This window comes from Streptosporangium sp. NPDC002544 (assembly GCF_040295965.1).
In the GTDB taxonomy this organism is placed as follows: Bacteria; Actinomycetota; Actinomycetes; order Streptosporangiales; family Streptosporangiaceae; genus Streptosporangium.
In genome coordinates, this window is sequence record NZ_JBEOWJ010000040.1 from 34,350 (window position 1) to 46,535 (window position 12,186).

Sequence of the window (12,186 nt, forward strand, 5' to 3'; positions counted from 1 at the left end):
AGACCCCCGTGAGCTCACCGACGTCCGACGACTTCGACCCGGTCACGCTGGAAGTGATCAGGATGCGCCTCGACTCGATCGTCGAGGAGATGGGCATCGCGATGATCCGGTCCTCCGGATCGCCCGTCATCACCGAGGCCGGTGACTTCAACACCGCGCTGTTCGATCCCGAGGGACGCATCTACGCGTACTCGGACTACGTGCAGTTCCACATCGGGTCGGGCAGCGTCGCAGTCCGCAACCTCGTCGAGGCCATCCGGGGCGAGCCGTTGTATCCGGGCGACGCTTTCATCTGCAACGACCCGCACACCGCGGGGGCGAGCCACCCGCCCGACACCAACGTGATCTCCCCGATCTTCCACGGCGCGGAGCTGATCGGCTGGGCGCAGTCGCAGGCGCATCTGCTCGACGTCGGGGGCATGACCCCCGGCGGCTTCGCGCCCGGCGCGTACGACTGCTACAGCGAGGCCCTGCGGCTGCCGCCCGGGGTCAAGGTCTTCGAGCGGGGCGAGCCGGTCGAGTGGGTCCGGCGGATCCTGCTCAACAACGTCCGTGTCCCCGTGCCGTACTGGAACGACGTGCGCAGCCTCGTCGCGAGCAACAACACCGGCATCCGCCGGTTGCTCGCCACGATCGCCGAGTTCGGGTTCGACCGCTTCCGGTCGTACACGCGGCGCAACTTCGAGATCGCCGAGCAGGTCGTGCGCGACCGGCTGGCCCGGCTGCCCGACGGCGTGTGGGAGGCGGAGGAGTGGACCGAGCACAACGGGCACGCCGACGATCTCTACCGGGTCCGGTGCAGGCTGACCAAGCGCGGCGGCCAGGCCACGCTGGACTTCACGGGGTCCAGCCCGCAGACCGACGGGTTCGTCAACTGCAGCTACGGGGCCCTGGTGGGCAGCGTCGCCACCGCCATCGTGCCGATCCTGGCGTGGGACGTGCCGTTCAACGAGGGCGTCATGACGGCCTTCGAGGTGGTCGCCGAGCCGGGGAGCATCGTCAACCCGCGCCCGCCGGCGCCGATCAGCAACGGCCACCTCACCACCGGGGCCCGGGTGAGCAGACTGATCACCAAGTTGTTCAACGAGTCGTGCCGGGCCAGTGACGACCCCGTGCTCCGGGAGCGTACGCAGGGCGTCTGGGCCGACTCCTGGACGGGCGGGATCTCGGCCGGAACCCGTGACAACGGCGAGTACTTCGTGCTGTTCAACATGGACGGCGGCGGCATGGGGGCCGGCGCCCAGCCCGAGGCCGACGGCCTCGACTGCGCCGGAATGATGACGCAGATGAACAACATGCTGCCGGACGTGGAGATGAACGAGATGCTCTACCCGGTGCTCTACCTGTGGAAGCGGCTCTCTCCCGCCAGTGCGGGCCACGGCGCGCACCGGGGCGGCCTCGGCCAAGAATTCGCCTGGACACTGCACGGCGCGAGCGAGGTGACGCAGACCGTGTTCGCGCCCAGCGCCCAGGTGCCCGCCGACGGCTACGGGGGCGGCCTGCCCGGCGGCGGCAGCGGCCACCTTCTGTACCGCGACACCGACGTGTGGCGGCTCATGTCCGGCGGCGCCGTCCCCACCGAGGAGAGCCTCTCCGCGGCCACCAGGCAGTTGCTGGACATCAACCAGTACGACCTCACCGTCCGGCGCGGCGACGTCTTCGTCCAGTGGATCGCCGGAGGAGGCGGTTACGGCGACCCCCTGCTGCGCGACCCGGCGCGGGTCGCGCAGGACGTCGGCGACGGCTACGTGACCGCGGCCGTGGCCGAGCGTGTTTACGGCGTGGTGCTCGACGGCGACCATGCCGACCTCGCCGCGACCGCCGGGCGCAGGGCCGCGCTCCGCGCGGAACGGCTGGGCGGCATACCCCCCGAGGCGGCGGTCCGGGACACGATGATCGGTGTCGCCGGAGCCTCCGTCCCGGCCCGGGGGCAGGACGGCCACTGGTACTGCCCGGCCAGCGGGGCCCCGATCGGCACCGCCGACGACTGGCACGACGACGCCGTGATCCGGACCCGTCCCGCCGCCGAACGCCTCGCCGAACTCGGCGTGCGGATCCGGCCCCGGTCCGGAGAGCCAGCCGTCCTGCTGGACGAGTTCGTCAGCCCGGCCTGCGGCACCTTGCTGGAGACCAGAGTGCGCGTGGCCGCGCCGGAGGAGGTGTACGCCCGATGACCGCCGAGACCTGGGACGGCGGCGACCCCGCCCCGGCGGAGCGCGGGCCTCTCGCCGGAGTCGTGGTGCTGGACATCACCCGGGTGGTCGCGGGCCCGTTCTGCTCGATGATCCTCGCCGACCTCGGCGCGACGGTGATCAAGGTCGAGCGGCCGACCGAACCGGACTACGCCCGCGACTTCCCCCCTCATCTGCCGGCCGCCGACGGGAGCACGTTCAGCGCGTTCTTCGCGCAGTACAACCGCGGCAAGCTCGGGCTCACCCTTGACCTGGCGACGCCCGACGGGCGAGACCTGCTCAAGCAGCTCGTGCGCCGGGCCGACGTGCTGGTGGAGAACTTCCGGCCGGGCACCATGGACAGGCTCGGCGTCGGGCCCGCCGTCCTGCGCGCGGAGAACCCCCGCCTGGTCTACACCGCCATCTCCGGCTTCGGCCAGACCGGGCCGTACCGGAGCAGGCCGGCCTACGACAACTCCGCGCAGGCCACCGGCGGCCTGTGGTCGATGAACGGCTACGCCGACCGGCCCCCGGTCCGGGTCGGCACGATCATCGGTGACCTGTCGGCCACCCTGTACGCCGTCATCGGCACCCTGGCCGCCTTGCGGCACGCCGAACGCACCGGTGAGGGCCAGCTCGTCGACGTGTCGCAACAGGACTCGGTGCTGTCGCTGACCGAGAACGCGGTCGTGTCGTACACGGTGGACGGCGAGGTGCCCAGGCCGCTGGGCAACCAGCACCCGTTCGTACGCCCGTACGAGCTGTACCCGTGCAAGGACGGGTACGTCTTCTTCGGTGGCTACACCGACAAGTTCTGGCGGCTGACCTGCACGATGTTCGACCGTCCCGAACTCGCCGGTGACCCGGAGATCGACACCATGGCCAAGCGGTTCGACCCCGGTGTCTACTCCCACCGGATTCGTCCGCTGCTGTTCGACTGGTTCGCGCCACGCACCCGCGCCGAACTCGAAGAACTGGCCGGCGACCAGGTGCCGCTGAGCGCGGTCAAGACCATCGCGGAAGTGGTGGACGATCCGCAGATCGCCGCGCGCGACATGATCGTCGACGTCGAGTACCCGGACTTCGGGCCGTTGCGGATGTTCGGCCAGCCGATCAAGCTCGACGTCACCCCCGCCCGGCCGCGTACGCTCGCCCCGTGCCCCGGCGAGCACACCGACGCCGTACTGCGGGGCCTGCTGGACCTCTCACCGCAGCGGATCGCCGAACTCCGCGCCGCGGGGGTGATCTGATTGACCATCGGCTTCGAGCGGGACGGGTCCACGGCCATCATCTCCTTCGCCCGTCCCGCCAAGCTCAACGCGCTGACCCTGGCCATGTACGACGAGCTCGCCGACGCCTTCGCCCGGGTGCGGGACGACGACACGATCGCCGCGGCCGTCCTCACCGGTGAGGGCGAACGCGCGTTCTGCGTCGGCGCGGACCTGGGCGAGTCGATCCCCGCGCTGGCCGAGGGGCGGTTCGACATCTCCCGCTGGGACGGCGCGCACCAGAAGCACACCAACCTGTTCAAGCCGGTGATCGCCGCCGTCAACGGCCTGTGCCTGGGCGGCGGGTTCGAGATCATGCTCTCCACCGACCTGCGGGTCGCGAGCGAGGACGCCGAGTTCGGCCTTCCCGAGCCGGGCGTCGGAGTGGTGCCGGCCGGGGGCACACTCGCCCGGCTGACCCGGCAGATCCCGTACGCCTGGGCCATGCGGTTGCTGCTGCTCGGCGAGCGCGTCCCGGCCGCCGAAGCGCTGCGACTGGGCCTGCTCAACGCCGTCGTACCGGCGCAGGAGGTGATGCCGACGGCGCTCGCGTGGGCCCGCCGGATCGGCGGGCTGTCCGGCACCGCGGTCGAGACGATCAAGGAGGCCGTCCTGCGCCTGGGCGACCTCCCGCTCCACCAGGCGTTCCACGCCGAGGCGCGCTACGGGCAGCGGGCGTTCACCTCGCCCGACGCCCGCGAGGGCCTGGCGGCCTTCGCCGCCCGCCGATCACCCGAGTTCCCCTCACGCAAGGGGCAAGGGTGAACCACTACGGAGTCGACCCGTTGCCCAGCCTGCCCGGCCGGATAACGATCTGGGAGGTAGGGCCACGGGACGGCCTGCAGAACGAGGCCGCGATCCTGCCCGTCGAGGTGAAGGTCGAACTCGTCGAGCGGCTCGCCGACGCCGGGCACACCGTCGTGGAGACGACCTCGCTGGTGCACCCGAAATGGGTGCCGCAGCTCGCCGACGCCGAAGAGGTGCTGCGCCGGCTGAATCGGCGCGATGGCGTGCGCTACCCGGTGCTCGTCCCGAACGAACGCGGCCTGGACCGGGCGATCGGCCTCGGGCTCACCGACGTCGCCGTCTTCGCCAGCGCCACCGAGTCCTTCGCCAGGGCCAACCTGAACCGGACCGTCGCCCAGTCGCTGGAGATGTTCGCCCCTGTGGTCGCCCGCGCCCGCGAGGCGGGCCTGGGCGTACGCGGCTACCTGTCGATGTGCTTCGGCGACCCGTGGGAGGGCGAGGTGCCGATCCCTCAGGTCGTCGCGGTCGCGACGCGGCTGCTCGCGCTCGGCTGCACCGAGCTCGGCCTCGGCGACACGATCGGCGTCGCGACCCCCGGCCGGGTTGCCGCGCTGCTCGACGCCCTGGTGGGCGCCGGGGTGCCGGTCGGACGGATCGGCGTGCACTTCCACGACACCTACGGCCAGGCCCTGGCGAACACCCTCGTCGCGCTCGGCCGCGGGGTCACCACGGTCGACGCGTCCGCCGGCGGCCTCGGCGGCTGCCCCTACGCCAGGAGCGCCACCGGCAACCTCGCCACCGAGGACCTGCTCTGGCAACTGGCCGGACTCGGCATCGACACCGGCGTGGACCTGGGCAAGCTGGTCGAGACGAGCGCCTGGCTCGCCGCGCGTCTGAACCGTCCGAGCCCTTCGCGTACGGTCCGGGCCCTCATGCCGTCCGCGGGTTGAGCGGGAGACGGAGGACGAAGCGTGCTCCGCCCGAGGGCGCGTCCTCGGCGTGGAGGGTGCCGTGGTGGGCGTGGGCGATGTCACGGGCGACGGCCAGGCCGAGCCCGGTGCCGCCGCGGTCGCGGCTGCGGGCGGTGTCCAGCCGGGCGAAGCGCTGGAAGATGTGCTCGCGCTCCGCTGGAGGCACGCCCGGGCCGTCGTCGGTGACGCTGAGCTCGGCCATGCCTTCGGCGCGGCGCACCGTGACCACCACGTCGCGCGCGGCGTGCCGTTGCGCGTTGTCCAGCAGGTTGTCCAGCACCCGGCGGATCTGTTCCGGGACGGCGTCGGCCGTCACGCCGGCGGTGAGGTCGAGCCGTGCCGGGTGCGGATCGCCGGCGCGGCGCGCGGTTCCGGCCTCGACCAGTACGGCCAGGTCGACGGGCTCCAGGGCGGCGGGCGGTGTCGCTCCGATCCGGGCCAGCAAGAGGAGGTCGCTGATGATGGCCTGCAGCCGGTCCACATCCTCCAGGGTGTGTTCCATCAGGTCGGCGAGGTCGGTCTCGTCGGGGTGAAGTTGCGCCTCCTCCAACTTGACCCGTAGCCCGGCCAGCGGAGTGCGCAGTTCGTGCGAGGCGTCGGTGGTGAAGCGTCGCTGGCGGTCGAGCGCCTGCTGCAACGACGCGGTGACGCGCTCCAGCTCCGCGGATATCGCGTGCTCGCGGGTGTAGCGGCGGGCGTTGTCGACGCACACCGCGGCGCGGCCGACCAGTTCCTCGACCAGGGCGAGGTCGTCATCCTCGAACGCGTCCTTGCCCGTGGCGCGATAGAAGCTCACCACCCCGAGCGTGACGCCCCGGGCCCGCATCGGCGCCGCGATGAGCGAGTGGACGCCCTGCTCACAGATTCTCCGGCAGCGCTCGGGATCCTGTGCCAGCCACCCGAAGGTGGTGGACAACACCGGGCCGAGCACCGGCTGCCCGGTGGCGAGGCTGCGCCCCTGCGGCGTGGACGGGAGCGGGTGGATGAGCGAGCCAAGCGGGTGCAGATCGGTCCCCTCGCTGATGCCCACGAGGGCGACCCGGCGCTGCCCCGCGTCCATGCTGCCGGGCTCGTCGCCCCGCAGGACGCAGTCGGTCAGATCGACGGCGACGTAGTCGGCGAACCGGGGGACGGCTACCTGGGCCAGTTCCTCGGCGGTCCGGGTGACCTCCAGGGTGGTGCCGATGCGGGAGCCCGCGTCGCACAGCAGGCTGAGTCGCTCGCGCGCCCGCAGGGCGAGCCGGCCGATGCCCGGCTCGCTCACGGCGAGCAGCCACCCCTCGGGTCCGGTCACCTTCCCCCGTTCGGCCGGGCCTCCTGGCCGTCGGCGAGCCACGCCTTCACCGCGATGGCGGTGGAACCGATGATCGGCTGGGCCACGAGCGTGGCGGTGCGGCCGTCCGAGAGGGCCGTCTTCACCACTGCCGCCCGGCCCTGCGCGACCAGCCGCACGGCGGCGTCCTCCAGGGTGAGCCGATCAAGGCGGCACAGGTCCGGGGGCGTGGAAGCCGTCGCGACGCCTCCATCTGGCGTCCGGAGGAACTCCTCTGTCAGGGCCCGCTCGTGTTCGGCCGCCATTTCGAACAATCGCCGCTCGACGGCGGCGGCCGATCGCCGGGCCAGGACCATCATCTCCGCGTTGGCCGTGTCGTTCGGGCCGACGACGCTGATGACCCCGTTCACCCGTCCGCTGAGCGGGTGGCGTATCGGGACGCCCACGCCGGTGAGCCCGCGCAGTTCCTCCGCGAAGTGCTCATTGCCGATGACCTGGCAGATTCGCCGTTCCACCAGCGCCGAGCCGAAGGCGTTGGTGCCCATGTCCGCCTCGGCGAAGCGGAACCCGGGCGCGGCGCCGACCGCGTCCAGAGTCCGGCGCAGGGCCGGTTCGCCCTCGTTGCGCAGGAACATGACCCCACTCGCATCGCCCAGGAACATGCTCACCGGGGTGCCCTCGACGACGGTACGCAGTCGCTCGAACACGGGCCGTGCCGCGCGCACCACTCCGCAGTCGAAATCAAGATCACCGAGCAGGCGCGGCTGCACGGTGCTGGGCGTGAGTCCCGCCTCCTGGCACCGCCGCCACGAATACAGGGTCGCGGCGCGTACGTCATTCCCCGTGAGCTTCCCATCCAGGAACCGCTCCACGAGCTTCTCGTCGGGCCCTCCCCCGTCGTCCCAGCCCTCTGCCATCCGGCTCACTCCAAAGACTTCCCCACGGTGAGCTTTGTCCACCTTCCGCCCAGAATACGGAGGAACCGCATCTCGAATCTCATGTCCCGGCAAAGAAATGCCAGGTCCTGGCCTTCCCCGGCAGCGGCCGTCATGCCCGCGCACCCTCGGACGGTGGCCTTGCTCTCGCGTGGCAGTTCGTGCGCCCGCAGGAGGGCCAGGTGATCCTCCTGCCCGTGCCGATGGCCGACCTGGCCGGGCCACAGGCGTCGGCCGCGCTCGTCGATGCTCGCCGATGTGGTCCGGGGAGCCTGCGATGAGGTCGAGCATGTGATCGATCGTGGCCGCGTCGGACCTGGCGTACTCCTCGCCGGTGCGCAGGTGGACCGGAGAGGTGTGCGCATGATCGGTCCGGCCCATACGCCGGCACCATGCCCAGCGGTCCGATTTCCCTGCTCCACAAGTGGGCCGGCTCCCACCGCATCGACGCCGAAGAGTTCTACCGCCTCCGCAAAGGTGTCGTCGAGGAGCCGGCGGCACCCTGGAATCTTATAGGTTCCCAAGATCCCAGCTAATCGATGATTCTTATCTAGGTTTCGCGCGGCCCGGAATGGACCCAGGTGAAAGACCCGTTGGTCGCCGACCGGGCATCGCGACATCATCACCGTTGCTGTTGGACGGTAGACCCCTCACCAGGGAAAGGAAAGCAATGCGTCTACGAATCGCGTCTCTCTCACTGGCCTGCGCGGCGGGGATCGCTGCAACCACATTCACGGCCGCTCCTGCCCATGCTATTCCGACCAATTGTTCTGGAGGGGCCGCCTCGCGGACCGCCTACATCTCGGTCTGCCATGCGGGGACGGGTTCCTATCGGGCGGTCGCTTTCTGTGATTATCCCGACGGCACCTTAACCTCGGCGCTCGGCAACTGGGTATACATGCCGTCCAGTTCGTATTCGACGGCATACTGCCCCAATAGGCCCGTGTACGGCGGACAGGGCATCCTCGATTCTGGCTTTACCGAAAGGCGCTGATATCTGAGCGAGGAGCCCCCTGCTCTTCGCTCGCTGTGCCGGCGAACCTCATACCCTGAGATCACATATCTTGCGCGTTCGAGTCCGCCGGTTCGCCGGAGGTCAGGCCGCAGCCGAAGCCGAGTGCCGTCAACGCCGGCGCATCGGCGCGGGCTTGGCCGGGCAGATGTTCAGCCCCCGAGCAGGTGACGGCGTCCACGTTCGATGGACGCCGAAAACCCTTTGCGCGGCAGAGGGAACGGCCGACACACTCTCGGGATGGTCGAGAGCCTGCACATCGATGGGCGCGCCGGCATCGATGCGGGGCTGGTGAAGCGACTGGTCGCGACCCAGTTCCCGCAGTGGGGCGCCCTTCCCGTGACCCCGGTCGAGAGGGACGGGTGGGACAACCGCACCTACCGTCTCGGTGACGAGATGACGGCGCGTCTTCCCACTGCCGCCGGCTATGCCCCGGCGGTCGACAAGGAACATCGCTGGCTGCCGATTCTCGCGCCGTCGTTGCCGGTCGCCATTCCCGCGCCTCTGGCGAAGGGGGCTCCGGGCGAGGGGTACCTGTTCAGCTGGTCGATCCGAGGCTGGCTGGACGGCGAGACCGCGAGCCTTGACCGCATCGGCGACCTGCCCGAGTTCGCGACCTCGGTTGCCGACTTCATTCTTGCCCTGCAGCGCGTCGACGCGACGGGCGGGCCGGCGGCGGGTGCGCACAGCTTCTATCGGGGTGCGTCACCGGCTTACTACGACGATGAGACACGCCGCTCCCTCGCCGTGTTGGACGGCCGCATCGACACCACCCGGGCATCGGCTGTGTGGGACGCCGCCCTCAAGGCGGCCTGGTCCGGGCCGCCGGTGTGGTTCCACGGCGACGTTGCGAGCGGCAACCTGCTGGTCAGGAACGGGAGGCTGGCCGCCGTCATCGACTTCGGGACATCAGGAGTCGGCGATCCCGCCTGCGATCTGGTGATCGCGTGGACGATGTTCTCGGGCGACAGCCGGGAGGCCTTCCGCGGCGCTGTCGGTCAGGATCCCGCCATGTGGGCGCGGGCTCGCGGCTGGGCCCTGTGGAAGGCCCTGATCAGCCTGGTCGAGACCATCGACAGGGACGAGAGGAAAGCCGCGGGCAACCGCCGCGTCATCGATGAAGTCCTGGCTGACCATGATCGTGCCGGCTGACTCCACCGGGACCAGCGGTCGAGCTCACGTCGGGGTCGCAGAGTCTCGGTGGGTGCTCTGAAGCTCTGGATGTTCGCCTGTACCTGGCTCCGCACGTGAACCCGTCCGCAGACACCCGCCGGCCGCGCGAGACAGGCAACCGGCAGTCACTACCACCTGGAAGATCCTTGCGAACGGGTCAGGAAGGGCTCCCGGGTTCCTGGCCGAAAACCCAGCAGATCGCTCAGGCGGGCACGGGCTCCTGGTCGGTATCGGCAAAGGGGAGACAGCTCTCGCCGGCCATTCGAGCGGCGGCGTCAATGTAGTCGGCAAGAGCGTCGCGGGATTGAGCGAGCCTGTCCATCTGATCGTCCAGTCGCTGCAGCCGTGACCGCATCGCGGCCAGCAACTCGGGGCACCCGAGTAGCTCCGGGGCCTCTCCGACCGCACAGGGCAGCAGGTACGCGATGTCCTCAGAGGACAAACCGGCACCAAGCAGGTGCCGGATCTGCTTCACCCGCAGCACGGCGTTCTCGTCGTACTCGCGGTAACCGTTCGCGCCCCGGTCCGCCTCCAGCAGGCCCTGGGCCTCGTAGTAGCGCAACTGATGGGCGTTGACGCCCGTGCGACGACTCAGTTCCCCGATCAGCATCAAAACCTCACTTGACCTTCACACCGGTATCAACGTTGACGATGCTGCCATGAACGGCAAAACCAATACATCCGTGACGGTCATCGGCCTCGGACTGATGGGCCAGGCGCTCGCCGGCGCGTTCCTGAAAGCCGGGCATCCCACAACCGTGTGGAACCGCACGACCTCCAAGGCCGACCAGCTGGTGGCCAAGGGGGCACGGCTGGCGCCAACGGTCGGTGACGCGCTCAAGGCAGGTTCCCTGACGATCATCTGCGTCACCGATTACCAGGCCGTGCACGAGCTGCTCGGCGCGAGCGATATCGAGCTGGACGGCACGATGTTGATCAACCTGACCTCGGGCGACTCGGCCCAGGCCCGGGAAGCCGCGCAATGGGCCGAGCAGCGCGGCGCCCATTATCTGGACGGCGCCATCATGGCCATCCCGTCGGCGATCGGGACCGCCGATGCGGTGATTCTGCACAGCGGGCCGCAGTCGTACTTCGAGGCGCACAGGTCAACGCTCGACGCGCTCGGCACCGTCACCTACCTGGGTGCGGACCATGGGCTGGCGTCCCTGTACGACGTGGCCGGCCTCGCCATGATGTGGAGCGTCCTGAACGCCTGGCTCCAGGGCACCGCCCTGCTCAGGACGGCCGGTGTGGACGCCGCAACGTACGCGCCGTTTGCGCAGCAGATCGCTACCGTTGTGGCCGAATGGCTGCCCGGGTATGCCGAGCAGATCGACAGCGGCTCCTTCCCGGCGGAGGTGTCGGCCCTGGAGACCGACGTGCGGGCGATGGCACACCTGATCGAGGAGAGCGAGGCGGTGGGTGTCAACGCCGAACTGCCGAAGTTGATCAAGGCGATGGCCGACCGCTCGGTCGCCGCCGGACACGGTGGGGAGCAGTATCCCGTGCTGATCGAAGAGTTCAGCAAACCCCGCAATGACTGACCGATCCCGACACCGGGATCTCAGCGGTCTCGGTGAGGTCGACTCCGTGTAGGGGGCCCGGGAAGCGATCTTCCAGGGCTCCGACCCACCCCGGCTCACACCCACCCGTGAACACCCCGCAGGTCGGAAAGCCCGGTTCCAGATCATGGAGCCGGGCCTTTCACCATGTGTTTAGCCGCCTTCAGATTCGCTTCAGCATGCGCTCGTGACAATGCAGCCCCATGACCAACGCCCGTGTGCTGCTCGCGATCGCCGCAGCCCTATCCACCTCACTCCTGGCGGCCCTTACCGGTTGCGCCTCGTCCGAAGGGCCCCAGCCATCGGCCGCACCCTCCGCCGACCAGCAGCGCCAGAACCAGGCCCAGCTCGCCACCTGCATGAAGAGCAAAGGCTTCACCTACCATCCGGTCGTCTCCCGGCCAGAGCTACCAGATGCCGTCAAGCAGGAGATGTCCGGCGAATACCCCGCGATGAAGGCGTATCGCAGCAAATACGGCTTCGGGTTCGCCGCCTCCACCGTCTACCCCAACGACGGGGTCGGCCGGATGGCCGCCCTCTCCCTCAGCGGGGGCAACGCCGACGACGACCCCAACGGGAAGGTCATCGCCGGGCTGTCCAAGCCGCAGCGGGAGGCGTACTTCAACACGATGGACGCCTGCACGCTCGAAATGATCAACAAGGCCACCGGCAAGAACCTGAAGTCGATGGAGGAGGTGGCCAAGGCCCAGAGCGCGATGGTGAAGCAGATCATCAGCCGCGAGATCGACGGCGATCCGAAGCTGGTGGAGCTGGCGAGCGCGTTCGCCGACTGCCTCAAGGGCAAGGGTTACCGGGTCACCTCCCAGCGCCCCTCGCAGATCGTCCGCAGCACCGAGGGGCCGTTCATGACCGAGTTCGGCAAGCTCCTCGGCCAGAAGCCCACGGCCGACCAGGCGCGGCCCTTGCTGCAACGCGAGATCAAAGCGGCCCTGGACGACCTGGAGTGCGGCAAGGAGTTCTACGCCGCCTATCGGCCCAAAGCCAACGAGGTCTACGACCGCGCCCAGCTCCTCCCCGGCCTGAACATGGCCGCCATGACAACCGAGGGGTAGC

At 69.7% G+C, this 12,186-nt stretch carries 10 protein-coding genes; 7 read left to right on the forward strand and 3 right to left on the reverse strand.

The features are described 5' to 3' along the window. The first annotated feature begins 8 nt into the window (after positions 1-8). Genes ABT061_RS40965 through ABT061_RS40980 form a run of 4 tightly spaced genes read left to right on the forward strand, consistent with a single transcriptional unit; the run spans position 9 to position 5,136 of the window. Entirely contained in the window at positions 9-2,174 is a 2,166-nt protein-coding gene (locus ABT061_RS40965; RefSeq protein WP_350928419.1) for a hydantoinase B/oxoprolinase family protein, read from the forward strand. Further along, positions 2,171-3,421 carry a CaiB/BaiF CoA transferase family protein gene (locus tag ABT061_RS40970; protein ID WP_350928421.1) on the forward strand — a complete coding sequence of 417 codons (1,251 nt, stop codon included), beginning with the start codon at positions 2,171-2,173 and terminating at the stop codon, positions 3,419-3,421. Before ABT061_RS40965 ends, ABT061_RS40970 begins: the two co-directional genes overlap by 4 nt. Beyond that, positions 3,422-4,204, forward strand: coding sequence for an enoyl-CoA hydratase/isomerase family protein (locus ABT061_RS40975; protein WP_350928423.1), 783 nt, complete (start codon positions 3,422-3,424; stop codon positions 4,202-4,204). It abuts the gene before it with no gap. Continuing rightward, positions 4,201-5,136: a hydroxymethylglutaryl-CoA lyase gene (locus ABT061_RS40980; RefSeq protein WP_350928425.1), complete on the forward strand. Its 936-nt coding sequence runs from the start codon at positions 4,201-4,203 to the stop codon at positions 5,134-5,136. Before ABT061_RS40975 ends, ABT061_RS40980 begins: the two co-directional genes overlap by 4 nt. Here the strand turns inward: ABT061_RS40980 and ABT061_RS40985 are convergent. Together ABT061_RS40985 and ABT061_RS40990 are read right to left on the reverse strand one after the other, a co-directional pair. Then, complete coding sequence (locus ABT061_RS40985; RefSeq protein WP_350928427.1) at positions 5,117-6,451, reverse strand: ATP-binding protein; 1,335 nt, start codon at positions 6,449-6,451, stop codon at positions 5,117-5,119. The genes ABT061_RS40980 and ABT061_RS40985 overlap by 20 nt on opposite strands. Further along, the gene (locus ABT061_RS40990) at positions 6,448-7,347 is read right to left on the reverse strand and encodes a GAF domain-containing protein (protein ID WP_350928429.1); all 900 of its coding nucleotides are present in this window, start codon (positions 7,345-7,347) and stop codon (positions 6,448-6,450) included. Before ABT061_RS40990 ends, ABT061_RS40985 begins: the two co-directional genes overlap by 4 nt. 1,270 nt (positions 7,348-8,617) lie before the next feature. Between ABT061_RS40990 and ABT061_RS40995 the strand changes: the two genes are divergently transcribed. After that, positions 8,618-9,529, forward strand: a complete 912-nt coding sequence (locus ABT061_RS40995) for an aminoglycoside phosphotransferase family protein (RefSeq protein WP_350928431.1) — start codon at positions 8,618-8,620, stop codon at positions 9,527-9,529. A 223-nt stretch (positions 9,530-9,752) separates the two neighbouring features. Here ABT061_RS40995 and ABT061_RS41000 read toward each other — a convergent pair whose 3' ends face one another. Then, the gene (locus ABT061_RS41000; protein ID WP_350928433.1) at positions 9,753-10,160 is read right to left on the reverse strand and encodes a MerR family transcriptional regulator; all 408 of its coding nucleotides are present in this window, start codon (positions 10,158-10,160) and stop codon (positions 9,753-9,755) included. Between the two features lie 49 nt (positions 10,161-10,209). On the opposite strand from ABT061_RS41000, the gene ABT061_RS41005 reads away from it, so the two are divergent. Together ABT061_RS41005 and ABT061_RS41010 are read left to right on the forward strand one after the other, a co-directional pair. Next, positions 10,210-11,094: an NAD(P)-dependent oxidoreductase gene (locus ABT061_RS41005; protein ID WP_350928435.1), complete on the forward strand. Its 885-nt coding sequence runs from the start codon at positions 10,210-10,212 to the stop codon at positions 11,092-11,094. 221 nt (positions 11,095-11,315) lie between these two features. Beyond that, positions 11,316-12,185, forward strand: a complete 870-nt coding sequence (locus tag ABT061_RS41010; protein WP_350928437.1) for a hypothetical protein — start codon at positions 11,316-11,318, stop codon at positions 12,183-12,185. Position 12,186 lies beyond the last annotated feature (1 nt).

What these genes read in the sequence shown, in the direction of transcription:
- ABT061_RS40970 (WP_350928421.1), top strand. Translation starts at nt 2,171, where the DNA reads ATGACCGCCGAGACCTGGGACGGCGGCGACCCCGCCCCGGCGGAGCGC.
- ABT061_RS40990 (WP_350928429.1), bottom strand. Translation starts at nt 7,347, where the DNA reads ATGGCAGAGGGCTGGGACGACGGGGGAGGGCCCGACGAGAAGCTCGTG.
- ABT061_RS40995 (WP_350928431.1), top strand. Translation starts at nt 8,618, where the DNA reads ATGGTCGAGAGCCTGCACATCGATGGGCGCGCCGGCATCGATGCGGGG.
- ABT061_RS41000 (WP_350928433.1), bottom strand. Translation starts at nt 10,160, where the DNA reads ATGCTGATCGGGGAACTGAGTCGTCGCACGGGCGTCAACGCCCATCAG.
- ABT061_RS41005 (WP_350928435.1), top strand. Translation starts at nt 10,210, where the DNA reads ATGAACGGCAAAACCAATACATCCGTGACGGTCATCGGCCTCGGACTG.
- ABT061_RS41010 (WP_350928437.1), top strand. Translation starts at nt 11,316, where the DNA reads ATGACCAACGCCCGTGTGCTGCTCGCGATCGCCGCAGCCCTATCCACC.